The organism is Actinoplanes sp. NPDC049316, assembly GCF_040677315.1.
In the GTDB taxonomy this organism is placed as follows: domain Bacteria; phylum Actinomycetota; class Actinomycetes; order Mycobacteriales; family Micromonosporaceae; genus Actinoplanes.
On record NZ_JBFAQM010000006.1, the window covers coordinates 165,108 to 187,299 of the forward strand.

22 protein-coding genes are annotated in these 22,192 nt (G+C 71.2%); 17 read left to right on the plus strand and 5 right to left on the minus strand.

Going from position 1 to position 22,192, the window contains the following annotated elements:
* Positions 1-27 precede the first annotated feature (27 nt).
* Genes AB0K03_RS11950 through AB0K03_RS11960 form a run of 3 tightly spaced genes read left to right on the plus strand, consistent with a single transcriptional unit; the run spans position 28 to position 2,870 of the window.
* On the plus strand, positions 28-1,761 hold the full coding sequence (locus AB0K03_RS11950) for a prolyl oligopeptidase family serine peptidase (protein ID WP_364683392.1): 1,734 nt from the start codon (positions 28-30) through the stop codon (positions 1,759-1,761).
* A complete protein-coding gene (locus tag AB0K03_RS11955) occupies positions 1,758-2,276 on the plus strand; it encodes a Uma2 family endonuclease (protein ID WP_364683393.1) in 519 nt (172 codons plus the stop codon). Before AB0K03_RS11950 ends, AB0K03_RS11955 begins: the two co-directional genes overlap by 4 nt.
* A 39-nt stretch (positions 2,277-2,315) precedes the next feature.
* Positions 2,316-2,870 (plus strand): Uma2 family endonuclease, encoded by a 555-nt coding sequence (locus AB0K03_RS11960; protein ID WP_364683395.1) that lies wholly within the window; start codon positions 2,316-2,318, stop codon positions 2,868-2,870.
* An 11-nt stretch (positions 2,871-2,881) separates the two neighbouring features.
* On the opposite strand, the gene AB0K03_RS11965 is transcribed toward AB0K03_RS11960, so the two are convergent.
* From AB0K03_RS11965 to AB0K03_RS11975, 3 genes are read right to left on the minus strand one after another with little or no spacing between them, the layout of a single operon-like run.
* The gene (locus AB0K03_RS11965) at positions 2,882-3,463 is read right to left on the minus strand and encodes a T6SS immunity protein Tdi1 domain-containing protein (protein WP_364683730.1); all 582 of its coding nucleotides are present in this window, start codon (positions 3,461-3,463) and stop codon (positions 2,882-2,884) included.
* A gap of 27 nt (positions 3,464-3,490) precedes the next feature.
* Complete coding sequence (locus AB0K03_RS11970; protein ID WP_364683397.1) at positions 3,491-3,979, minus strand: DUF4265 domain-containing protein; 489 nt, start codon at positions 3,977-3,979, stop codon at positions 3,491-3,493.
* 25 nt (positions 3,980-4,004) lie between these two features.
* Positions 4,005-5,558: a GGDEF domain-containing protein gene (locus tag AB0K03_RS11975; RefSeq protein WP_364683399.1), complete on the minus strand. Its 1,554-nt coding sequence runs from the start codon at positions 5,556-5,558 to the stop codon at positions 4,005-4,007.
* Positions 5,559-5,671: 113 nt separating this feature from the next.
* Here AB0K03_RS11975 and AB0K03_RS11980 point away from each other — a divergent pair, with 113 nt between their 5' ends.
* From AB0K03_RS11980 to AB0K03_RS12005, 6 genes are all read left to right on the plus strand, one after another.
* Positions 5,672-7,108, plus strand: a complete 1,437-nt coding sequence (locus AB0K03_RS11980) for a TldD/PmbA family protein (protein WP_364683732.1) — start codon at positions 5,672-5,674, stop codon at positions 7,106-7,108.
* Positions 7,105-8,493 carry a metallopeptidase TldD-related protein gene (locus AB0K03_RS11985; protein ID WP_364683401.1) on the plus strand — a complete coding sequence of 463 codons (1,389 nt, stop codon included), beginning with the start codon at positions 7,105-7,107 and terminating at the stop codon, positions 8,491-8,493. Before AB0K03_RS11980 ends, AB0K03_RS11985 begins: the two co-directional genes overlap by 4 nt.
* 111 nt (positions 8,494-8,604) lie before the next feature.
* Positions 8,605-9,630, plus strand: a complete 1,026-nt coding sequence (locus AB0K03_RS11990) for a hypothetical protein (protein WP_364683403.1) — start codon at positions 8,605-8,607, stop codon at positions 9,628-9,630.
* Between the two features lie 403 nt (positions 9,631-10,033).
* Complete coding sequence (locus AB0K03_RS11995) at positions 10,034-10,840, plus strand: hypothetical protein (protein WP_364683405.1); 807 nt, start codon at positions 10,034-10,036, stop codon at positions 10,838-10,840.
* 15 nt (positions 10,841-10,855) lie between these two features.
* Positions 10,856-12,766 (plus strand): fumarate reductase/succinate dehydrogenase flavoprotein subunit, encoded by a 1,911-nt coding sequence (locus AB0K03_RS12000; protein ID WP_364683407.1) that lies wholly within the window; start codon positions 10,856-10,858, stop codon positions 12,764-12,766.
* The gene (locus AB0K03_RS12005; RefSeq protein ID WP_364683409.1) at positions 12,766-13,800 is read left to right on the plus strand and encodes a succinate dehydrogenase/fumarate reductase iron-sulfur subunit; all 1,035 of its coding nucleotides are present in this window, start codon (positions 12,766-12,768) and stop codon (positions 13,798-13,800) included. Before AB0K03_RS12000 ends, AB0K03_RS12005 begins: the two co-directional genes overlap by 1 nt.
* A 112-nt stretch (positions 13,801-13,912) precedes the next feature.
* On the opposite strand, the gene AB0K03_RS12010 is transcribed toward AB0K03_RS12005, so the two are convergent.
* Positions 13,913-14,254: a GNAT family N-acetyltransferase gene (locus AB0K03_RS12010; RefSeq protein ID WP_364683411.1), complete on the minus strand. Its 342-nt coding sequence runs from the start codon at positions 14,252-14,254 to the stop codon at positions 13,913-13,915.
* Between the two features lie 145 nt (positions 14,255-14,399).
* Here AB0K03_RS12010 and AB0K03_RS12015 point away from each other — a divergent pair, with 145 nt between their 5' ends.
* The 3 genes from AB0K03_RS12015 to AB0K03_RS12025 all read left to right on the plus strand — a co-directional run bounded on the left by AB0K03_RS12015 (position 14,400) and on the right by AB0K03_RS12025 (position 16,411).
* Positions 14,400-14,846, plus strand: a complete 447-nt coding sequence (locus tag AB0K03_RS12015; protein WP_364683413.1) for a hypothetical protein — start codon at positions 14,400-14,402, stop codon at positions 14,844-14,846.
* Positions 14,847-14,989: 143 nt separating this feature from the next.
* The gene (locus AB0K03_RS12020) at positions 14,990-15,604 is read left to right on the plus strand and encodes an alpha-ketoglutarate-dependent dioxygenase AlkB (RefSeq protein ID WP_364683734.1); all 615 of its coding nucleotides are present in this window, start codon (positions 14,990-14,992) and stop codon (positions 15,602-15,604) included.
* Between the two features lie 153 nt (positions 15,605-15,757).
* Complete coding sequence (locus AB0K03_RS12025) at positions 15,758-16,411, plus strand: fasciclin domain-containing protein (RefSeq protein ID WP_364683415.1); 654 nt, start codon at positions 15,758-15,760, stop codon at positions 16,409-16,411.
* A 50-nt stretch (positions 16,412-16,461) separates the two neighbouring features.
* On the opposite strand, the gene AB0K03_RS12030 is transcribed toward AB0K03_RS12025, so the two are convergent.
* Entirely contained in the window at positions 16,462-17,325 is an 864-nt protein-coding gene (locus tag AB0K03_RS12030; RefSeq protein ID WP_364683417.1) for a DUF4328 domain-containing protein, read from the minus strand.
* A 194-nt stretch (positions 17,326-17,519) separates the two neighbouring features.
* Here AB0K03_RS12030 and AB0K03_RS12035 point away from each other — a divergent pair, with 194 nt between their 5' ends.
* Genes AB0K03_RS12035 through AB0K03_RS12055 form a run of 5 tightly spaced genes read left to right on the plus strand, consistent with a single transcriptional unit; the run spans position 17,520 to position 22,103 of the window.
* Entirely contained in the window at positions 17,520-18,221 is a 702-nt protein-coding gene (locus AB0K03_RS12035) for an ABC transporter ATP-binding protein (RefSeq protein WP_364683736.1), read from the plus strand.
* Complete coding sequence (locus AB0K03_RS12040) at positions 18,218-18,922, plus strand: ABC transporter ATP-binding protein (RefSeq protein WP_364683419.1); 705 nt, start codon at positions 18,218-18,220, stop codon at positions 18,920-18,922. The genes AB0K03_RS12035 and AB0K03_RS12040 overlap by 4 nt, the downstream gene beginning before the upstream one ends.
* A gap of 9 nt (positions 18,923-18,931) precedes the next feature.
* Positions 18,932-19,810: a branched-chain amino acid ABC transporter permease gene (locus tag AB0K03_RS12045; RefSeq protein WP_364683421.1), complete on the plus strand. Its 879-nt coding sequence runs from the start codon at positions 18,932-18,934 to the stop codon at positions 19,808-19,810.
* The gene (locus AB0K03_RS12050) at positions 19,807-20,841 is read left to right on the plus strand and encodes a branched-chain amino acid ABC transporter permease (protein WP_364683422.1); all 1,035 of its coding nucleotides are present in this window, start codon (positions 19,807-19,809) and stop codon (positions 20,839-20,841) included. The genes AB0K03_RS12045 and AB0K03_RS12050 overlap by 4 nt, the downstream gene beginning before the upstream one ends.
* Positions 20,838-22,103 (plus strand): ABC transporter substrate-binding protein, encoded by a 1,266-nt coding sequence (locus tag AB0K03_RS12055; protein ID WP_364683424.1) that lies wholly within the window; start codon positions 20,838-20,840, stop codon positions 22,101-22,103. Before AB0K03_RS12050 ends, AB0K03_RS12055 begins: the two co-directional genes overlap by 4 nt.
* The last annotated feature ends 89 nt before the right edge of the window (positions 22,104-22,192 follow it).

Consider the following 22,192-nt stretch of genomic DNA (forward strand, 5'->3'; position numbering starts at 1 on the left):
GGGCTCCGATCAGCGATGCTGGTCAGCGTGGAGTATCCCGAACTCGCCGGCCGGACCGGCCGGTTCCGCTTCGGCGCACCCCACGCCGTGACGGTCGGCGGGGACGGCGCCCGGGTGGCTTTCCTGCGCTCCGCGGGGCCGTACGACCCCGCGGCGGCGCTGTGGGTCCTGGCGGTGCCGTCCGGGGCCGTGACGAAGGTGGCGGACGGCCCGATCAGCTCGTACGCCGGCTCCCACGACCTGGGCGTGCTGGCGTGGGCGCGCGACGGACGGCTGTTTTGCGCGGGAACGGAGCTTTCCACGGCGGCGGTCGTCGTCGAGCCCCGGCCGGACCCGAGCGGACGCTCCATCGGATACACCACGCCGGACGGCACCCTGCGCGTCATCGGCGAGGAGGGCGAGGACCAGCTCCTGGCCGGAGAACCGGGCACCGGCGTGTCGTGGGGCGTGCCGGAGCCGGCGGCGGCCGAGTTCGGGCGCACCCGGGGATGGTGGTGGTCGCCCGACGGCACGCAGATCCTCGCCGTACGCAGCGCCGGGGCGGTCAGCCTGCACCTGCTCGACCTGTACGGCGGCTGGGTCGACGTGCACTGGGACCGGGAGACGTACCCGTACCTGGTCGACGTGCGCTGGACCGGCAAGGGGAACCCGCTCATCGCGGTGCTGCGCCGCAGCCAGCAGCACGGGCTGGTGCTCTCGGTCGACCCGCGTACGGGAGAGACGCAGGTGCACGCCGAGCTGGCGGACGCGCGCTGGGTGGAACCCATCCCGGGCACCCCGCTGCTGCTGCCCGACGGCCGGGTGCTCGTCGGCGGCGAACTCGCCCACGACGGCTTCGACGCCCGCTGCCTGTTCGCCGACGGCAGCCTCCTGACCCCACCCGGCCTCTACGTGCGCCGCGTCGTGGGCGTGCTCGCTGACACCCAGGAACTGATCGTCGAAGGCGCCGAGGGAGAACCTTCGGAACAACACGTGTACGCGGTCCGCACAGCGCTCGGCGGCGGCGGCGCGAAGGCCCGTACGCTCACCGACCGGCCCGGCTGGCACACCGCCGAGGTGGGCGGCGACGTCCTCGTCATGGACGCGACGGTGCACCGGGGCGCCGTCGCCATCCCGTTGCCGTCGGACGCGGCGCTCCTGCCGTACGCTCCGAACCCGGTTTTCGAAAGGGTGACCGACCGCAGGCTGCCGGCCGCGGTCCTCTACCCCGAGGGTCATGTCACGGGCACGCGCCTTCCGGTGCTCGTGGAGCTCGGCGAAGGCCCCGGACACCAGCAGGTGGTGCAGGACGCGGCCCGCTGGCAGGAACGGCAATGGTGGGCGGACGCCGGCTTCGTCGTGGTCAGCGTCGACACCAGGGGTACGCCCGGAGTGGCGCCCAGCTTCGAGAAGGCGGTGTACCGCCGCCTCGCCGACGTGGCCCTGAGCGACCACGTCGACGCCCTGCACGCCCTCACCGGCAAACACCCGGACCTCGATCTGGCCCGGGTGGCGGTACGCGGCACCGGCCTCGGCGGATGGCTGGCGGCGCTCGCGGTGCAACGGCGCGGGGACGTGTTCCGGTGCGGCATCGCGCGCGACCCGATCACCGACTGGACACACCTGGCGCCGCCGTACGCGGAACGCTATCTGGGCAGCAGGACCGACAACCCGGACGTATACGAGCACCACGCGCTCGCACCGGCCGGCCCCGCGTTGTTGATCTCCCCCTCCGGGGGTTTGTCAGAGGAACTTCAGTTCGTGATCCGGGAGTGTGCATGACGTCAGCGCTGATCGGCCGCAGCCTGCCCATGGAAGCCCTGCCGACCACCGAGGTCGAGTACCTCCGGCTCGGCGAGACCTCGGCCATCTCCGAACTCTGGGACGGCAACGTCCTCACCTGCCCCCGCGACACCCCCCGCCACCAGATGATCCTCAACGCCCTCGCCAACGCGCTGCGCGCGGGCCGCTCGGACCTCAACGTCGTCACGGGAGTCCCGGTCCGGCTCGCCCCGGGCCGCATCGCGGTCCCGGACCTCATCATCGCGGGCGCGATCGACCCGGACATCCCGCTGGTGGAGGCCCAGTCGGTCCGCCTGGTCTGCGAGATCACCTCCGCGGCGAGCGCGACGGTGGACTGGACGCTCAAGATGCACGCGTACGCGCAGGCGGGGATCCCGTGCTATCTGGTCGCCGAGCCGGACCGGGGGTTGTTGCACAGCAATATGCTGACGGCACAGGGGTACGTGGAACAGTCGGTGATGCAACTGGTCCGCGTCACCGGCCTCAACCTCTGACGTGGCTGGCCCAGCCGCTTCCGTGGAAGAATCGGCGCCATGACGTCCGCCATCTTCGGCGATGGGTTGCCGATGACCGAGGAGCGCTTCCTCGCGCTCGGCGAGACCCCCGAGCGCGTCGAACTCTTCGACGGGAGCCTGTACGTGACGCCCGCCCCCACCCCGCGCCACCAGCACATCTCTTCTGAGCTGACGTTTGCGCTGAGGCGAGCGGCACGCGAGGCGGGCCTTTTCGTGCTGGAGGCCGTCAATGTTCGGCTTCAGCCAGGACGCATCCCGATTCCCGACCTCGTCATCACCCAGCCGATCGACTTCGACCAGCTCGTCGTCGATGCGGAAGCGGTGTTGCTGGTGTGCGAGATCGTCTCGCCGTCGAACGCCTCCGCCGACAAGGTGCTGAAGATGCACTACTACGCCGCGGCGGGGATCCCCTGGTATCTGCTGGTCGAGCAGGAGACCGGCGCTCTGCACCTCTACCAGCTCAAGGGCCAGCACTATGCGGAGCATTCGGTGACGCCGCAGGGAGACGTCCTGCACCTGGAGGAGCCGGTCAAGGCTTCCATCGCAACCGCGGAGCTGTTGCCTCCACGGTGAGTTGCTCTCGTTCAGGCGCTTCGGTTCCGGAGCTGGCCGAGGATTGACCAGTAGACGTCCAGGTCCACCATCTCGAGGTTGTCCACGCTGCCTTCACCACCCAGGAAGAGCGGAACCTTGAAGCCGACACATTGATGCGGCTGAAGAGCACGGCCGTCCCGGCTTCGCCACTCCGCAAAAAGATCGCCGGCCAGATACGTGTCGGGATCGGACACGAACTCCTCGTTCAGCAGCGCCGGAACGTCGACGTCGGTCTCGAAGGAATCGCCCGTCGCCGGCTCGAAGAGCAGCACCTGCCCGTGGTGCGACGTCCCTGGCCGAGTGCCTACGGCGTACTGCCTCCCCGTCCAGTCCTGAGCGACGGCCAGGAACGAAGCCGCGGCGAACTCCGGGAAGGCCTCCGTTATGAGGCGGCTCGACAAGCGCGAGCCGGCCTCGGCGTGAACCCGTACCATTCCGTCGCCGAATGTCCTGCCTGAGCATTCGGCGGCCAACTCCCTCAAGCCAGGCAGGTCGAGCCCGGACGCGCTGGGGAACGGCTCCGGACTGCCGGCTCCGTCAGGACGGAAGACACCACGAAAGCGCTCGAACATATCCACTGTCCCAGGTCATCTCAGTCATCAGGCCACGTTCCACCGCTCGTTCGCGCAGCTGACTTCCGCTTGCCACCATCCCGCCGCTTCGCCCTGTGCCAGCAACGCCTTGACTGCTGCGAAGTCGGCGGCCGCAGGGACATTCAGTGCCACCAGGGGCAGGTCCTCGCTGAACACCTCCCCGTCGACTCCGAACGGCCGGAAACGCTCATGCACCTGTCGTGCATCGGGTCCTAGCGGTCCGTCGGGGAGGGGAAGGACTCGAACGGTGCAGTTGCCTGAGGCATGGACCCGATCCACCGCCCACAGCGTCTGATCCTCATCGACCATGTACCGGACGATGTCGCCGACCGCTACGCCGTCCTGCAGGAACGGAACGTTCTCGATCTCGGCGGTGTCGGAGCCGGTCGGGGCCGCCCACAGACCTTCGGTGTCGTAAGGCAGCCATCCCTCACGAGGCTCGAACTTGAACCAGACCTTCACCGCGTCCCCTGAGGCCGCCTCACGCATCTCCATCTTCACTGACTCCGTCTCGATCCCGTCAGGCGGCGGCCAACCGGTTCCGGCCCGCTCGCTTCGCCGCGTACAGCCGCGCATCCGCCCGGTCGTACAGCTCCCGGCCGCTCTCCCCCGCTTGGCATGCCGCCAGCCCCATGCTCAGCGTCACCCGCAGCCCCGGCGCGATCGCCGACCAGTCGCGGGTTCCGATCACCTGCCGGATCCGCTCGGCCACCTGCCGGCCCTCATGCTCACTGGCGGCCAGGAACATCGCGAACTCGTCGCCGCCGAAGCGGATGGCCACCTCGTCGTGGCGGCAGTGCGCGCGCAGCACCGCCGCGATCTCGGTCAGCACGCGGTCGCCGACGCCGTGGGAGAACTCGTCGTTGATGGACTTGAAGCGGTCCACATCGATCAGCAGCAGCGTGCCGGATCCGGACACCGCCTGGATGCGCCGGTCGAACAGGCGCCGGTTGCCCAGCCCGGTCAGCGCGTCCGAGGCCGCCGCGTGGTCCGCGCTGCTGCGGGCCGCCTCGAGCTCCACCCGGCGGTACGCCTGCTGCAGCATCGTGCGCCGGTCCAGCCTCAGCTGCCACAGCATCTCGACCTGGCCGCGCAGGGCCGACAGCATGGACTGGGCCGCCTCGCCCGGGACCTCGACCGCGGCCAGGACCGCGAGCTCGTAGCGGAAGATGAGGCGCTGCCCGGGCTGGGTGGCGAGTTCCTCCGCGGCGGTGAACTCGCGGCGGGCTCCTCGGAGGTCTCCGGTGTCGCGCAGGACGATGCCGTGGGCGAGGTGGAGCAGGCGGGCCTCGTGGTCCTGGCCGCTCGTACGCATGGGCATGAGCAACGCCCGCACGATGGCGAGCGCCTCGTCGTGACGGCCGGTCTTCGCGAGGCTCAACGACAGCAGCGCGCTGGCCAGCGGGGCTTCGGGCATGCGCGGGGCCCAATGCTCCAGCAACGGCACGCTGGTCGCGTACAGGCGGAGCGCCTCACCGGCCCGGCCGACCTGTTCGAGGCGCAGACCCCATTCCAGGCGCAGCTCCGCACGCTGGATGTCGGCTGACGAGCGGTAGAGGTCGCTGAAGTCGAGGACGTCGTTGGCGACACCGAGGCACTCGTCCGCGAGTTCGAACAGCTCCGCAGCCTTGGCCGCCTCGCACAGCGACGACATGGCCGAGACGTACCGGACGTCGCCCCGCGGGGCTGTCTCCAGCAGGACCAGGGCGCGGGCGAGGTGTTGCAGGCCGTCGTCGATGCGGCCCATCTTGATGAGCACCTCCGCCGTGTCGGCGAGGATCTTGGCGTCGGTGCTGCGCGGCCCGGCGACCGGGCGGTCGGCGGCGGTGAGCTGCTCGCCGACGGCGAGCGCCTCGTGCAGGCGGCCGAGCGCGGTGAGGGCATACATGCGGCCCAGGCGGATCGACCGGATCGTGCGCGCGTCGCCGAGCGCCGCGGCGATGCCCTCGGCCTCGTCCGCGGCCGTCAGCGTCTCCGCCTGCCGGCCCTGGATCGTCAGGTCGTGGACATGAAGAGCGAGCTCCGGGTACGGGCCGTAGGGCAGGAGGAGTGCAGGCAGGCGGCCCTCGCCCATGATCCACCCCTCTCGGCGCCGAGTCCTCGCCGGCGACCGTACCGTTCGGCACCGGGCTCGTGGACATGAACCTTCTTTGTCGTACCCGTCGCCTAGGGTTTCAGGTCATGAGCGTGGATCACTTCGACGAGGCCGGAGCGGCGGTCCAGGCGGCCCTCGACGCGGGCGCCCGCTATGCCGACGCGCGGGTCATGCTGCGCCGCACCGAGACCATGAGCGCCCGGGACGGCGAGATCGAGGACCTGAGCTCCGACGAGAGCGCCGGCATCGGGGTGCGGGCCCTGGTCGGCTCCAGCTGGGGCTTCTACGCCGTGCCCGACCTGTCGGACGCCGCCGCCCGCGCGGCCGGGCGCCGGGCCGCCGAGATCGCCGCCGCGAGCGCGCTCGTGCCCGGGCCGGCGATCGACCTGGTCCCGGCCGGCGCCGGGAGGGCCGGCTGGGCCAGCCCGTGCGAGATCGACCCGCTCTCCGTGCCGCTGTCCACCAAGGGCGACCTGCTGGTCGCGGCGACGGCCGCGGCCCGCGACGCCGGCGCCGACCTCGCCGAGGGGCTCTATCAGATCTGGGACACCCGCAAGTGGTTCGTCTCCAGCGACGGCCACCGCATCGACCAGCACATCCGCGAGTGCGGCGCCGGCATCACCGCCAGCGCGTACGGTGACGGTGAGATCCAGCGCCGGTCCTGGCCGTCACACCGCGGGCAGTACGGCACCCGCGGCTGGGAGCTCGTCGACGAGCTCGCGCTGACCGACAACGCCGCGCGGATGGCCGACGAAGCGCGGGCGCTGCTGACCGCACCGCTGTGCCCGGCCGGCGAGACCACGCTCATCCTCGGCGGCGAGCAGCTGGCCCTGCAGATCCACGAGTCCGTCGGCCACGCGATCGAGCTGGACCGCATCCTGGGCTGGGAGGCGGCGTTCGCCGGCACCTCCTGGCTCGACCTCGACCAGCTCGGCACGCTGCGCTACGGCTCCGACCTGATGAACATCACCATCGACCCGACGATCCCGGGCGCGCTGGGCAGCTTCGGCTACGACGACGAGGGCTCACCCGCGACCCCGCGCGACGCCGTACGCAACGGCATCTGGGTCGGTGTGCTCGCCGGACGCGACTCCGCGGCGATGGCCGGGCTCGACTACGCCGGCAGCGTGCGGTCCGACGGCTGGGCCCGGCTGCCCATGGTGCGCATGACCAACGTCGGCCTGGAGCCTGGGCCGCACACCCTCGACGAGATCATCGCGGCCACCGACGACGGCGTCTTCATGGACATCAACCGCTCCTGGTCCATCGACGACCGGCGGCTCAACTTCCAGTTCGGCTGCGAGATCGGGTACGAGGTGAAGAACGGCAAGCGTGGGCGGATGCTGCGCAACCCGACGTACACGGGGATCGGGCCGAAGTTCTGGCAGTCGATGGACATGCTGTCGTCGGAGACGGTGGCGTGGGGCACGCCCAACTGCGGCAAGGGACAGCCCGGCCAGGTGGGCCACACCGGGCATCCCGCGGCGCCGGCGCGGTTCACGAACGTACGGGTGGGAGTCCGGGGATGAGCACACCAGTGACCGTCGAGGTGGACCTGGCCGGCCGGGTCGTGGACCTGGCCCGGAGCGTCGCCGGGGCCGGCGCCGAGGCGGAGGTCGTCGCCGCGCACTCGGCGGAGGCGCTGACCCGCTTCGCCAACTCCGCGATCCACCAGAACGTCGCGGACGCCACCACCACCGTCAGCCTGCGCCTGCACCTCGACGGCCGCACCGCGTCCGGCTCCACCACCCGCACCGACGCCGAGGGGCTGCGGTCGCTGGTCGAGCGTACGGTCGCCGCGGCCCGGCTGTCCCCGCCCGACCCGACGTGGCCGGGGCTCACCCCGCCCACCCCGCTGCCACCCGACGCCGGGTACGACGAAGCCACCGCGTCCGCCGGCCCGCAGGAACGAGCCGCCCGCGTCCGCGACTTCGTGCAGGCAGCCGGCGGGCTGGAGACGGCGGGCTTCTGCCGCACTTCGTACGCGTCCGGCGCCTTCGCCAACACCGCCGGCCACAGCGCGCACGGCCGGTCCGCGGAGGCGGCCATGGACGGCATCGCCCGCCTCGCCGGAGCGGACGGCGTGGCCCGGCGCGCCTCCGGACGGTTGGCGGACCTCGACGGCGTGGCCCTGGGCGAGCGGGCCGCCGCGAAGGCCCGTGCGGCCGGTTCACCCGTCGAGCTGCCCCCGGGCCGCTACGAGGTCGTCCTCGAACCGACCGCGGTGGCGGACCTGCTCGACAACCTGGCGAGCTTCGGCTTCAACGGCAAGGCGTACGCCCAGCACCAGTCCTTCGCGGAGCCGGGCAGCCGGCAGTTCGATCCCCGGATCACCATCACCGACGAGCCGCTCGGCGCCCGCCTGCCCTTCGACGAGGAAGGCACACCCCGCGCCACCCTCCTCCTCGTCGAGGACGGCATCACCCGCGCGGTCAGCCACGACCGCACCTCGGCCGCCGAGGCCGGTGCGGTGTCCACGGGCCACGCCTCCGCCGCCTCGCGCTCGTGGGGCCCCATCGCCGCCAACCTGCACCTGGCGGCGGGACCGGTCGCCAACGCCGTACCGGAAGCGGGCGCCGGGCCCACCGCCTCCTCGGCCCGCGCGCTGGTCGCCGAGATGCGCCGCGGCCTGCTCATCACGGACCTCTGGTACACCCGCGTGCTCGACCAGAAGAGCCTCGTCATCACCGGCCTCACCCGCAACGGCGTCTGGCTCGTGGAGGACGGCGAAGTCACCACGGCGGTGGGCAACATGCGCTTCACCCAGTCGTACCCGCAGGCGCTCGGCCCGGGAGCGGTGCTGGGCGTGGGCGCGGAGACGGTGTCCCTGCCGGACCGGTGGTCGGGGGTGAGATACACGGCCCCGGCGCTGCACCTGGCCTCCTGGAACCTGACCGGCAACGCGTCGGGCTGACGCCTCGCGGTCCTCGGGATCCGGTATGGCGTACCGGATCCACCGGCCACCGTGGACGCTGCGGGCCATCGTCGGCGGGCGGCGTGTTGACTGCCGTGTTTCACTGAGGCCGTGAGCGACACGCCACGTGACCAGGGACGGAACCCGGACAGCGAAGGGGCCGGGCCGGACGACGCCATCGAGCCGACGACGGGCCCACCAGCCGGCGCAAACCCAGCCGGCGGCGCCCCGCTCGGCACAGGCGCAACCGGCGCAAGCACGGCCAGCGCCACCCCGCCCGGCGCAGGCACGGCCAGCGCCACCCCGCCCGGCGCGGGCACGAGCAGTGCCACCCTGCCCGGCGCGGGCGCGGCCGGCGTGACCCCCGCCGGTGCAGGCGCGACCAGCGCGACCCCCGCCAGCGCAGGCACGGCCAGCGCGACCCCCGCCAGCGCAGGCACGGCCAGCGCGACTCCCGCCGGCGCCACCCCGCCCGGCACGGGCGCGACCAGCGCCACCTCGGCCGGCGCCACCTCGGCCGGCGCCACCTCGGCTGGCGCGAACCCCGCCGCCGCTAGCGGGTACCGGGCAGGCAGAGCGGCCCCGGGCCGAACCCGGGCCGCCCGGCTCTCCCCCGCCGGCCCCGAAACGGACGCCCGGAAACGCCGCCGCCGTCGCTGGCTGGTCGCCGGCATCTCCGTCGGCGCCGCCCTGCTCGCCGTCGCGTGCTGCGCCGGGGGACTCGCCGTCGTCTCGAGGGTCGCCGACCTCAAGGACGACGCGGCCGACGCCCGTGCGGACCGGAGCCTCCGCGATGCCGCCTGCCTCGAGTTCGAGCAGCGCCTCAACCGCCTCGTACCGCCCGGCGCCACCCCGTCACCGCAAGCGCGGGCGGCGGCCGTACGGGACGAGAACGCCGCCGCGCGGATCTACGTGACCCGGGTGCGGGACGGGTCGGCGGCCGACGGGTGGCGGCAGCTCGTGGATGCGCGTACCGCCTATGCCGAGGCGTTGGATGCGCAGGCGAAGTCGCGTACCCCGGCGTTCTTCGTCGCTCCCCGGACCGGCGACGGCCGGGCCGTGGCCGACGAGCTGGTCCGGTCCTCCCCGCCGGCGTGCGCCGGCCCGATCCGCCGCCTCGCCGCCCCCGACCTGTAGCCGCGCCCGCCCGGCCGCCCCGGCAGACGCGCCCACCCAGCAGCCCCGCCGACCTCAGCAACCGCGCCGACCCCAGCAGCCGCGCCCGACCAGCAGCCCCAGCCTGCCGGCGCCGGCGCAAGGCCGCGTGCGGCCGGGCAGCCGGGGCGGCCGGGCAGCCGGGGCGGCCGGGTGCCGACAACCCTCGCACCCGCCCCAACCTGCGCAGGAACGGCCACACGCATTCATCGCGGGGAGTAAGCCATCCCTTACGCGGCATCAAGCTGACCTTCGTTGTAACGTGTGCCACACATTGCGGACGCACACCCCTGTCCCGGGCGCAGCGCTCGGGGCAAGCACAGCCAGGTTCACCGGGCGCCCGCCGGCAGAGCAGGTCTAGCAGCACTGTCAGGGAGATCAGTCAATGACGACGACGGCAACGAGGCCGGATGCGGGGCGTTCTCGCGCCGCCATCGCGGCGAGGACGTTGCGGACGGACCGGTGGTGGTTCCCGCCGCTGGTGACCTTCGTGGGGCTAAGCGCGTGGGTGATCTACGCCACTGTCCGCGTGTTCATGCACAAGTGGTACTACGTCGAGCAGTACCACTATCTGACCCCGTTCTATTCACCTTGTCTCACCGACCGGTGCGTCGAAGGGTCCGCGGAGTTCGGCACGCCGCTGCCGTCCTTCTGGCTCATCCCGGAAGCCGCGTTCACACTTCCGTTCCTGCTGCTCTTCCGTCTCACCTGTTACTACTACCGGAAGGCGTACTACCGCGCCTTCTGGCTGTCGCCGCCGGCGTGTGCCGTGCCGGACGGGCACAAGAAGTACACCGGTGAGACGCGGTTCCCGCTGATCTTCCAGAACATCCACCGGTACGCCTTCTACGCCGCCGCGATCATCTCCGTGATCAACACCTGGGACGCCATCGTGGCCTTCCAGTCCGGGGAGAAGTTCGGGTTCGGGCTGGGCAACATCATCCTGGTCGGCAACGTCGTGATGCTGTGGACGTACACCGTGTCCTGCCACTCCTGCCGGCACATCGTCGCCGGACGACTGAAGCATTTCTCCAAGCATCCGGTGCGCTACCGCTTCTGGGTTGTCGTCTCGAAGCTCAACGCCCGGCACATGGAGCTCGCCTGGATCACCCTCGGCACGCTCGCCCTGACCGACTTCTACGTCATGGCGGTGTCGGCGAACTGGTTCTCCGACCTGCGCTTCATCAACTAGAGGGCCCCCAGACACATGACTACGCGAATCGAACGACACCACTACGACGTCGTCGTCATCGGCGCGGGCGGCGCCGGGCTGCGGGCCGCGATCGAGGCCCGCCTGGCCGGCAAGAAGACCGCGATCATCTCGAAGTCGCTGTTCGGCAAGGCGCACACGGTCATGGCCGAGGGCGGCGCCGCGGCGGCCATGGGCAACGTGAACAGCCGCGACAACTGGATGGTGCACTTCGGCGACACCATGCGCGGCGGCAAGTTCCTCAACAACTTCCGGATGGCGGAGCTGCACGCCAAGGAGGCCCCGGAGCGCATCTGGGAGCTGGAGACGTACGGGGCGCTCTTCGACCGTACGAAGGACGGCAAGATCTCCCAGCGCAACTTCGGCGGCCACGAGTACCCGCGGCTCGCGCACGTCGGCGACCGTACGGGCCTGGAGCTGATCCGTACGCTGCAGCAGAAGATCGTGTCGCTGCAGCAGGAGGACTTCGCGGAGACCGGCAGCTACGACTCGCGGATCCGGGTGTTCGCCGAGACGACCATCACCGAGCTGCTGCTCGACGGCGACAAGGTCGCCGGGGCGTTCGGCTACTACCGGGAGTCCGGCGAGTTCATCCTGCTGGAGGCGCCCGCGGTCGTGCTGGCCACCGGCGGCGTCGGCCGCTCGTACAAGGTGACCTCGAACTCCTGGGAGTACACCGGCGACGGGCACGCGCTGGCGCTGCGGGCCGGCGCGACGCTGATCAACATGGAGTTCCTGCAGTTCCACCCGACCGGCATGGTCTGGCCGCCGTCCGTCAAGGGCATCCTGGTGACCGAGTCGGTCCGTGGCGACGGTGGCGTGCTGCGCAACTCCGACGGCAAGCGGTTCATGTTCGACTACGTCCCCGACGTGTTCCGGCACCAGTACGCCGACACCGAGGAGGAGGCGGACCGCTGGTACACCGACCCGGACAACAACCGGCGCCCACCCGAGCTGCTGCCCCGCGACGAGGTGGCCCGGGCCATCAACAGCGAGGTCAAGGCGGGCCGCGGCACCAAGTCCGGCGGCGTGTTCCTCGACGTCTCCACCCGCATGCCGGCCGAGACCATCACCCGGCGGCTGCCGTCGATGTACCACCAGTTCAAGGAGCTGGCCGACGTCGACATCACCAAGGAGCCGATGGAGGTCGGCCCGACCTGTCACTACGTGATGGGCGGCGTCGAGGTGGACCCGGACACGGGTGCCGCGTTCGGCCACGTCGAGGGCCTGTTCGCGGCCGGTGAGGTGTCCGGCGGCATGCACGGCTCCAACCGGCTGGGCGGCAACTCGCTGTCCGACCTGCTGGTGTTCGGCAAGCGGGCGGGCGAGCACGCGGCCGCGTACGCCGACGCGCTGCCCAAGCGCCCGAAGGTGGCCACGGCGGACGTGGAGGCCGCGGTCGACACCGCGCTCGCGCCGCTGAGCCGGGAGAACGGCGAGAACCCGTACACGTTGCAGCAGGACCTGCAGGCCGTGATGGGCGACCTGGTCGGCATCATCCGCCGCGAGGCCGAGCTGACCGACGCGCTGAAGCGGCTCCAGGAGCTGAAGGTGCGGGTCGCCAACGTCGGCGCCACCGGCGGCCGGCGCTACAACCCGGGCTGGCACCTGGCCCTGGACCTGCGCAACATGCTCGTCGTCTCGGAGTGCACGGCGAAGGCCGCGCTGGAGCGCGAGGAGTCCCGCGGCGGTCACACCCGCGAGGACTTCCCGAAGATGAGCCCGGAGTGGCGCAAGGTCAACCTGGTCTGCTCGCTGGACGAGGCGGGCGACGTGCACCTCGAGCGCAAGCCGCTGCCGAAGATGCGCGACGAGCTGCTCGGGCTCTTCCAGCGCACCGAGCTCAGCAAGTACCTGACCGATGAGGAACTCGCGGAGTTCGACGCGATCTCGACGGAGGCCAACTGATGAAGCGTCACTTCCGGATCTGGCGGGGCGACTCGTCCGGCGGCGAGATCCGCGACTTCCAGGTGGAGGTCAACGAGGGCGAGGTCGTGCTCGACGCCATCCACCGGCTGCAGGCCACCGAGGCGCCGGACCTGGCGTGCCGCTGGAACTGCAAGGCCGGCAAGTGCGGCTCGTGCTCCATGGAGATCAACGGCAAGCCGCGGCTCGGCTGCATGACGCGGATGTCGACGTTCGAGGAGAACGAGACGGTCACCATCACGCCGCTGCGCACGTTCCCGGTGATCCGCGACCTGGTCACCGACGTGTCCTTCAACTACGAGAAGGCCCGCGAGACCCCCGCGTTCGCGCCGCCGCAGGGCGTCAAGCCCGGCGACTACCGGATGAAGCAGGTCGACGTCGAGCGCTCGCAGGAGTTCCGCAAGTGCATCGAGTGCTTCCTCTGCCAGAACACCTGCCACGTCGTACGTGACCACGAGGAGAACAAGAAGGCTTTCAGCGGGCCGCGCTTCTTCATCCGCGCGGCCGAGCTGGACATGCACCCGCTGGACGACCGTACGGACCGCAAGGAGTACGCGCAGGCCAGCCAGGGCCTCGGCTACTGCAACATCACCAAGTGCTGCACCGAGGTCTGCCCGGAACACATCAAGATCACGGACAACGCCATCATCCCGATGAAGGAACGGGTGGTGGACCGCCGCTACGACCCGCTGGTCCGGCTCGGCCGCAAGATCTTCCGGCGTGACCAGCTGGACGGCTCGACCGGCAACGGCTCGAACAGCAACGGCTCGAACAGCAACGGCTCCAACGGGCGGTCCATGGCCCCCAGCACGTCGGAGGGCGCGACGGGCGTGGCGGCCGGGCTCGGCAAGTCGGGGGCCCCGCTGCCGAACGCGCCGGCCCTCAACCCCGACGGCAGGCTCGACGTCGCCGAACTCCTCGCCGAGCACCCGGGCGGCCCGTCGCCGTTCGGCGACGACCAGGAGTTCCCGCTCCGGAAGATCACCTACAACCACCCCGAGACGGACAAGGACTGAGCGACGAGGGACCCGCTTCCCGGCGGGTCCCTCCCCTTGTCAGGTACGGATCCACAAGCCGGACAACCGCAACACCCCGCACCGGCTCGCGGCATGCGGCACCCGGGCGCGACTACTCCCCCGGCTCCCAGATCAGCGCCTGGCGGTGCTGGCTGAAGCCGTTACGCAGATAGAAATCCACCGCGCGCCGCCCCGAGTGGACGGTCACGTGCCCCAACCCCCGAACTCGCGCCTCGGCCAGAATCGCGTCCATCAACGCCGCGCCGACGCCACGATTGCGGTGCTCCCCGCAAACCATGACCGACTGGCGAACCCGTCGACCTCGCCGCCGTCGAGCTCCGGCAGCTCCGCGAGCGCCGCCACATCGGCCGCTGTCGCCGACCGGCGAGAGTCGGCCCGGTTCCTCAGCGGCTACGCGAGCTACAGGATGGTCAAGTCCGCCCCGTCCTGGCACCTCAACGTGCAGACTCCCAAGACATGGGCGGCAACCACCCAGGTCTTCCGGATCACCCTCGTCGACGGGTCCACCTACGAACGAAGGTCACCCTGACATGAGCCGGCCCCGGTTCCGGACCTCCCTAGCGGTGCGGGCAGCGGCAATGCTGCTGCTCGCACCCCTGCTGGCCGCATGCACCCACCCGCCAGCAGACGGCCTGACCGGCAAAGCCGCCTTCCTGGACGACACCGGACGGGGAGAAAGGCCGATCGACGAAGGCTGGATCATCGCCGTGCCGGCCGCAGCCGTCGACGACCTGTGGAGCACCACCGGCAACAAGCCGATCAGCCAGCAAGACCTGCCGTACATGGCTGCGCCGCTCAATCGCGACCAGGTGACCCAGGCCGGTGGCGTGATCGCCCCCCTCGACGACGACGGCGAGTTCGTCCTACCCGCCGAGGAAGGCCAATACCTCCTCTGCCATCTCGAACCGGCCGATATCGGAGACGGCGGGGTGATTCAGGGCTGCGGGTTCCTGACCCTTCCAGCGTCCGGCGAACTGGAGATCTCCCGCGGAGAAGGCGGCTTCCGCGCTGCGATGAAGGAGTAGCGGTCCCAGGAGCACGCCGTCACCACGGCCATCTCCCGCTGCCTGGGCGGAGCTACCACAGATCCCCGATGAAAGCCTGAGCAGTCGTACACAAGTTCTAAAGCCGGCGTAGAGTGGCCGCCGTGGGTGCTTATCAGCCGTCGATGCTCGACTTCATGGGTGGTTCCGGCGCGACCGTCGAGCCGCTGGCCGGCCGCCTCGTCCGGCACCGGTTGACGGCCGGCGCGTGGGTGGACGTGCTGCCGGGCTGGGTGCACGGCTCCGACGACGTCTTCCGGATCCTGCTCGACGAGGTCGACTGGCGGGCCGAGCGCCGCACCATGTACGACGGCGTGGTCGATGTTCCCCGGCTGCTGCGCTGGTACGGCCGCGACGAGCAGCTGCCGCACCCCGTGCTCACCGAGGCGCGGCAGGCGTTGTCCGCGCACTACCGTGCAGAGCTCGGCGAGCCGTTCGTGACCGCCGGCATGTGCCTGTACCGCGACGGCCGCGACAGCGTCGCCTGGCACGGCGACACCCTGGGGCGCTCGTCGCGGGAGGACACGATGGTGGCGATCGTGTCGTTCGGCTCGCCGCGCAACCTGATGCTCCGGCCGCGGGCGGGCGGCGCGGAGACGCTGCGGTTCCCGCAGGGTCACGGCGATCTGATCGTGATGGGCGGCTCCTGCCAGCGCACCTGGGAGCACGCGATCCCCAAGACGGCCAAGCCGGTCGGCCCGCGGGTCAGCGTGCAGTTCCGCCCGATCGACGTGGCGTGAGAGCCGGCGCACGGCGCCTGAGAAAGCCGGCACAGGCCCGCGCACACCGCCTGAGAAAAAGCTGCATCCATCCCGTCCGGTCGTAGCGAAGACCCGGGTGACGGCACCCGCCGTTCACGGGTTCACGACTTCGCCGATGAAGGATGTGCGCACATGAACGTCGCAAGACTGCTCGCCCGTACCGCCGCCACCGCCACCGCCGCCGTGCTCGCGATCACCGCGGTGGGCGGCGCCGGGGCGTCCGCCTCCGGCAAGACCGGCACCCGGTCGCTGGCCGCGGTCCTGACCAAGGACACGAGCGGCTTCGACCGCAACAGCCGAGACTTCGACGTCCTCACCGCCGCGGTGCTCGCCGTGCTGGACGCCAAGCCCGCCAGCCCGGTCAAGGTGCTCACCGACGGCAAGGTGGCGCTGACCGCGTTCGTGCCCACCGACGCGGCCTTCCAGACGCTCGTCGCCGACATCACGAACAGCCGCAAGCTGCCGAGCGAGAAGCAGGCGTTCACGGCCGTCGCGGGCCTGGGCATCGACACGGTCGAGGCGGTGCTGCTCTACCACGTGGTGCCGGGCGCGACGATCGACCGCCGCGCGGCCCTGAAGTCCGACAACGCCAAGCTGACCACGGCCGGCGGCGGCAAGATCACCGTGGACGTCACCCGCTGCTGGTACGGCCCCCGCTACATCCGCCTGATCGACGCGGACCGCTCGGACCGCGACCCGCGCGTCGTGAAGTACGACATCAACAAGGGCAACAAGCAGATCGCGCACGCCATCGACCGGGTGCTGCGCCCCTCCGACCTTCCGTAACGGGGGTTCCGCGGTGGCCGCGCCGGACCTGCGGCCACCGCGCCCGCCCGCTACGGGCGCCGGTCCGGTCCGGGCGTGTCCCAGCCGATCGGGCCGCTGGCCAGTCCTTCCTCCCAGCTGTCCCCCGCGGCCGCGTAGGGAGCCGACGAAGGAGCCGGCCAATGCGCCGGTTGCGCGGGCGACGGCGCCGGCAGGGCGGGCCCGGCCGCGCCGCCCATGACGGCCTGAGCCGCGCCGCCCATGACGGCCTCCTGCGCCGCGGTGATCCGGCGGATGACGCCGATGGCGCAGCTCGCCGCGGCGATCTCCACCGCCGCCGACAGAGTCGCGAGCGCGGTCGAGCCCGCCGAATCGGTCGCGCCGAGGACCGCGACGGCGACCACCCGGTCGAGGATGAGGAACGCCGTCCACAGGGTCGCCCACAGGATGACGACCGCACGGCCGGGACGGCGCATGTCCCAGCCCTGCACGCGACCGTCGGTGGCGCGGTCGATCTCGTTGACCACCAGGATCGGGATGACCAGGTTGCCGAGGGGCACGAACCAGGCCCCGATCGTCCAGCCTGCGCCCCAGGTCAGGAACGAGCCGCCGAACGCGTCGATGTTGGTGCGGGCCCGGTGCAGCCAGCAGATGAACGCGATGCCCGCGAACAGCAGCGAGCCGAGGCTCAGCAGCGCCGTCCCCGCAGCCGCCGCGGCCTCCACCGCTCGCGCGGTACCGAGCCCTTCGCCGGTGACGCGCGCATCGTCCACGAGGTTGGAAGCGAAGAAGGTCAGGGCCGCGGTGAGGGCTGCCGCCACCATCGCGAGGACGAGGGCGACGATCGCGACGGTGGCACGCGTCCGGAGCGGGCGGGCGGTGCTGTAGGGCACAAAGGACGGTTGCGGATACGTGTACGGTGCGTGTTCGGTCATTGACTCTTCCCCCGTGGAGCCGGTTGGCTTGGGCAGGATAGCGGTCCGCGGGAGCTGCCGGAATTCGCCGTCACCGATATCCGGTGGAGCATTGACACGGCGGCCCGGGAAATTACACTCCAAGTGTAATTAGTTTGATCTCCACCGGCTCCACCCAGGACACGTCCGCCCTCATCGCCGAGGTGACGATGACCATGCCCGCCGGAGAGGCCCACGCCGGCCTCGCCCTCCATCAGACAACCGTCCGATTCGGTGGGCTGGTCGCCCTCGACCGGGTGTCGCTGCGGGTGCCGCCCGGCCGTACGGTCGGCGTCATCGGCCCCAACGGCGCCGGCAAGACCACGCTCTTCAACGTCGTGTGCGGGTTCGTCGCCGCCACGGGCGGCACCCTGACGTTCGACGGCCGGCCGCTGCGCCCGCGTCCGCACCGCCTCGCCCGGCTCGGCATCGCCCGTACGCTGCAGGGGGTCGGCCTGTTCCCCAGCCTGACCGTGCTGGAGAACGTGCTGGTCGCCGCGCCCGGCGACCGGGCGCGGGCGTGGGCCGAGCTGGACCGGTGCGGCGTCGCCGAGCATGCCGGCGCCCTGCCCGGGAGCCTGCCGTACGCGGTCCGCAAACGTGTTTCGCTCGCCCGCGCCCTGGTGGCCGAGCCCCGGCTGCTCCTACTGGACGAGCCCGCCGGCGGTCTCGGCGCGGAAGAGATCGACGGGCTGCGCGAGCTCATCACCGGCCTGCCGTGCTCGGTGCTGCTGGTCGAGCACCACATGGACCTCGTCATGGCGGTCTGCGACGAGATCCTCGTGCTGGACTTCGGCAAACCCGTCGCGCACGGCACCCCGGACGAGATCCGTACGAACGAAGCCGTGGCCGATGCCTACCTCGGTGCCGCCACATGAGCGCGCTGCTGAAGGTCGAGGGGCTGACGGCCGGGTACGGCGCCGCGCCGGTGCTCAACGGCATCGACCTGGACGTGGCGCCCGCCTCCATCACCGCGGTGCTGGGCGCCAACGGGGCCGGGAAGACGACTCTGCTGCGTACGCTGTCGGGCTTGGTGCGTCCCACCGCGGGCCGCGTCCTCTTCGACGGCCTGGACCTGCGCGGGGTGAAGGTCGAGCAGATGGTGCGGCGCGGCATCGCGCACGTGCCGGAGGGCCGCGGCGTCGTCACCGAGCTCACCGTGGACGAGAACCTGCGCCTCGGCGGCCTGTGGCGCCGGGACCGGGCCGACGCCAAGCGCGCGCTCGACGAGGTGTACGAGCTGTTCGAAGCGCTCGCGCGCCGCCGCGCGTTCCCCGGTCATCAGCTGTCCGGCGGCGAACGGCAGATGCTCGCGCTGGGCCGGGCGCTGGTGGGGCGGCCCCGGCTGTTGCTGCTCGACGAGCCGTCGCTGGGGCTGGCGCCGCGGGTGATCGCGCAGATCATGGCGCTGCTGCGGACTCTGCGCGACCGCAGCGGGCTGACCGTGCTGCTGGTCGAGCAGAACGTCCGCAGCGCGCTGGCCGTCGCGGACGAGGCCGTCGTCATGTCGCTGGGCCGGGTCGTCACCCGCGGCACGTCGATCGACGACGAGCTGCGCCACGCGTACCTGGGTTTCTAGAGGAGGACCATGGACCGGTTCGTGTTTCTCACGTTCGACGGCCTGGGCCGGGGTGCGGTGTACGCCGCGTTCGCCCTGGCGCTGGTCCTGATCTGGCGGGCCACGAGGATCGTCAACTTCGCCCAGGGCGCGATGGCCGTGGCGACCGCGTACGCGGGCTACTCCGTCTCGTCCGCGACCGGCTCCTACTGGCTCGGCTTCGTCGTGGCGATCGCCGCGGGCCTGGTGCTCGGCGCGGTGACCGAGCGGGTGGTCATGCGCTTCGTCGACCACTCGTCGCCGCTCAACGGGGTGGTGGTGGCGCTCGGGCTGGTGCTGGTGATCCAGGGCGTGCTCGGCATGATCTACGGCAACGAGTACCGCCCGGCCGGCACGCCGTTCAGCCGCGACGCGTTCGAGGTCGGCGGGGTGGCGCTGCTGTCGCGCTTCGATCTGTTCGTGTTCGCGGCGGTGGCCACTGTGGTCGTGCTGCTCGCGCTGTTGTTCACGCGTACGGCGACAGGCCTGCGCATGCGCGCCTCGGCCTTCGCACCCGACGTCTCCCGGCTGCTCGGCGTGAACGTGGGCGGCATGCTGACGCTGGGGTGGGCGCTCGCCGCGGCGGTCGGCTCGCTCGCCGGGATGCTGGTGATCCCGACCGAGCTGGGTCTGCACCCGAACGCGATGGACCTCGTGTTCGTGTCGTCGTTCACCGCCGCGGTGGTCGGCGGCCTGGACAGCGCGGCCGGCTCGGTGGCCGGTGGGCTGATCGTGGGCCTGCTGCTGTCGTACGTGAGCGGCTATCTGGGCGCCACGGTCGCGCCGATCGCGGTTCTGGTGCTGCTCGTCGTCGTGCTCCTCGCCCGTCCCGGCGGGCTCTTCTCCCGGTCGGCGGCGAGGACGGTATGAGCATCGTGCGGGAACGCGTCACCGCAGAACCGGCCGTCGCGATTCGACGGGAGCAACCCTGGAAACTGCGCTATCTGCTGTGGACGGTGGCCGGCGGGGTGGCCGTCGTGGCGCTGACGTACGCGCTGCCACCGTTCCGGACGTATCAGCTCGCGACCATCGGGGCGTACCTGTGCGTCACGGCCGGGCTCACGGTGCTGACCGGGCTGAACGGGCAGCTGTCGCTGGGACACGGCGCGCTGATGGCGACCGGCGCGTACACGGTGGCCCTGCTGCAGGACAAGCTGGCGGGCCGGGGGCAGTGGACGCTGCTGGTGTCGGTTCTGGCGGCGATCGCGCTGACCACCGTCGTCGGCGCGGTCGTCGGCCTGGCAGCGGCCCGGCTGCGCGGCCCCTACCTCGCCGGGCTGACGCTCGCGGTCGCGGTGGTGGTGCCGGCCCTCACGAGCACCTTCGACACGACGTTCAACAGCGACCAGGGCCTGTCCGTGGTGCTCGACCCGCCGCCCGGCACGATTCCCGTCGAGCAGTGGCAGGCGTGGCTGTCGTGGACCGGCGCCCTGCTGACGATGCTCGCGCTCGCGGTGCTCGTCCGGGGCCGCTTCGGCCGGGAGATGCGGGCCGTACGCGACGACGAGACCGCCGCGCGCCTCGCGGGCGTCAGCGTCGCCCGTACCCAGGTCCTGACGTTCGTGGTGAGCGCGGCCTGCGCCGGCCTCGGCGGCGCGCTCGTGGCGGTCCTCGCCCAGAGCGTGTCCCCCGGCGCGTTCCCGCTCACGCTCTCACTCTTCCTCGTCATGGCGATCGTCATCGGCGGGCTCGGCAGCCTGGCCGGCGCGTTCTGGGGCGCAGTGCTGCTGGTCGCGCTCCCGGCCCTGGCTCACACGGTCACCGAGGGCATCGACGCGCAGCGGCTCGAAGGCAACCTGCCGCTCGCGCTGTTCGGCGTGACCCTCGTCGTCGTCATGCTCGCCGCTCCCGGCGGGATCGCATCGCTCAATCCCCTCAAACGCATAAGGAGAAAGGCATGAGGCGTACCTCGACCGTCCTCGCCGCGCTGGCCCTGGTCGCCGCGGCGACCGCCTGCAGCGACAGCGGCGGTGGCGGCGGCAGCGCGAACACCCCCGGCGTGACCGGCACCGAGATCGTCGTCGGCACGCACATGCCGCTCACCGGCCCGGCCGCGGCCGGCTACTCGAAGATCGCGCCGGCGTCCAAGGCGTACTTCGACTACGTGAACGCGAACGGCGGCGTGCACGGCCGCAAGATCACTTACAAGATCATGGACGACACCTACAACCCGGCCACCACCCAGCAGGTCGTCCGTGAGCTGGTCCTGCAGGACAAGGTGTTCGCGATCCTCAACGGCCTCGGCACCCCGACCCACACCGGCGTGCTGGACTTCCTGAAGACCAACCGGGTGCCGGACCTCTTCGTGGCCTCGGGCAGCCGCAGCTGGAACCAGCCGGACAAGTACCCGGGCACGTTCGGCTTCAACGTCGACTACACCGTCGAGGGCAAGATCCTGGCGACCCACGTGAAGCAGACCCAGGCCGGCAAGAAGGTGTGCTTCCTCGGGCAGGACGACGACTTCGGCCGCGACGCGCTGGCCGGCATCGAGAAGATCCTCGGACCGGTGGCAGCGAAGCAGTCGTACGTCACCAGCAACCCGAACGTCGGCCCGCAGATGGGCGCGCTCAAGCAGGCCGGCTGCCAGGTCGTCATGCTCGCCACGGTCCCCGGCTTCACCGCGCTCAGCCTCGGCACCGCGGCGAAGATCGGCTTCAAACCCCAGTTCGTCGTCTCCCAGGTGGGCGCGGATCTGACCACGCTGACGAAGCAGCTCGGCCCGGCGGCGCCGCTCACCGAGGGCCTGATCTCCGACAACTATCTGCCGCTCAGCACGGACGACGCGAACCCGTGGATCCAGCTCTTCAAGAAAGTCAACGCCCAGTACAACGGCAACGCGGAGTTCGACAACAACATCGTCTACGGGATGTCGGTCGCGTACCTGTTCGTGCAGACACTGCAAGCGGCCGGCAAGGACCTGACCCGCGACGGGCTCATCGCCGCAGTGGAGAAGGGTGGCTTCCAGGGACCCGGCATGGCCCCGCTGCGGTTCTCCAAGACCGATCATTCCGGGTACGGGGGAATGCGGCTGAGCCGTGTCCAGGGCGGCAAGCAGGCATACTTCGGCACCGTCTACGAGACCGACGACGGCGACGGGGCGGTGCAGCCGTACACGGCGGCCCCGGCGGCCCCGCCGTCGAACGGCATCCCGGCGGCGCCGTAGGGCGCGGCAGTGACTCGGCGCGTCGCCTGATCGCCGCCCGGTGATGACTCGGTAAAGGAAGCGAAATGGTTGCGGCCCGCCGCCGACCG

Coding starts and splice junctions, on each gene's coding strand:
- AB0K03_RS11955 (WP_364683393.1), top strand. CDS start 1,758: ATGACGTCAGCGCTGATCGGCCGCAGCCTGCCCATGGAAGCCCTGCCG.
- AB0K03_RS11960 (WP_364683395.1), top strand. CDS start 2,316: ATGACGTCCGCCATCTTCGGCGATGGGTTGCCGATGACCGAGGAGCGC.
- AB0K03_RS11965 (WP_364683730.1), bottom strand. CDS start 3,463: ATGTTCGAGCGCTTTCGTGGTGTCTTCCGTCCTGACGGAGCCGGCAGT.
- AB0K03_RS11970 (WP_364683397.1), bottom strand. CDS start 3,979: ATGGAGATGCGTGAGGCGGCCTCAGGGGACGCGGTGAAGGTCTGGTTC.
- AB0K03_RS11975 (WP_364683399.1), bottom strand. CDS start 5,558: ATGGGCGAGGGCCGCCTGCCTGCACTCCTCCTGCCCTACGGCCCGTAC.
- AB0K03_RS11985 (WP_364683401.1), top strand. CDS start 7,105: ATGAGCACACCAGTGACCGTCGAGGTGGACCTGGCCGGCCGGGTCGTG.
- AB0K03_RS11995 (WP_364683405.1), top strand. CDS start 10,034: ATGACGACGACGGCAACGAGGCCGGATGCGGGGCGTTCTCGCGCCGCC.
- AB0K03_RS12000 (WP_364683407.1), top strand. CDS start 10,856: ATGACTACGCGAATCGAACGACACCACTACGACGTCGTCGTCATCGGC.
- AB0K03_RS12005 (WP_364683409.1), top strand. CDS start 12,766: ATGAAGCGTCACTTCCGGATCTGGCGGGGCGACTCGTCCGGCGGCGAG.
- AB0K03_RS12015 (WP_364683413.1), top strand. CDS start 14,400: ATGCTGCTGCTCGCACCCCTGCTGGCCGCATGCACCCACCCGCCAGCA.
- AB0K03_RS12020 (WP_364683734.1), top strand. CDS start 14,990: ATGCTCGACTTCATGGGTGGTTCCGGCGCGACCGTCGAGCCGCTGGCC.
- AB0K03_RS12025 (WP_364683415.1), top strand. CDS start 15,758: ATGAACGTCGCAAGACTGCTCGCCCGTACCGCCGCCACCGCCACCGCC.
- AB0K03_RS12030 (WP_364683417.1), bottom strand. CDS start 17,325: ATGACCGAACACGCACCGTACACGTATCCGCAACCGTCCTTTGTGCCC.
- AB0K03_RS12035 (WP_364683736.1), top strand. CDS start 17,520: ATGCCCGCCGGAGAGGCCCACGCCGGCCTCGCCCTCCATCAGACAACC.
- AB0K03_RS12040 (WP_364683419.1), top strand. CDS start 18,218: ATGAGCGCGCTGCTGAAGGTCGAGGGGCTGACGGCCGGGTACGGCGCC.
- AB0K03_RS12045 (WP_364683421.1), top strand. CDS start 18,932: ATGGACCGGTTCGTGTTTCTCACGTTCGACGGCCTGGGCCGGGGTGCG.
- AB0K03_RS12050 (WP_364683422.1), top strand. CDS start 19,807: ATGAGCATCGTGCGGGAACGCGTCACCGCAGAACCGGCCGTCGCGATT.
- AB0K03_RS12055 (WP_364683424.1), top strand. CDS start 20,838: ATGAGGCGTACCTCGACCGTCCTCGCCGCGCTGGCCCTGGTCGCCGCG.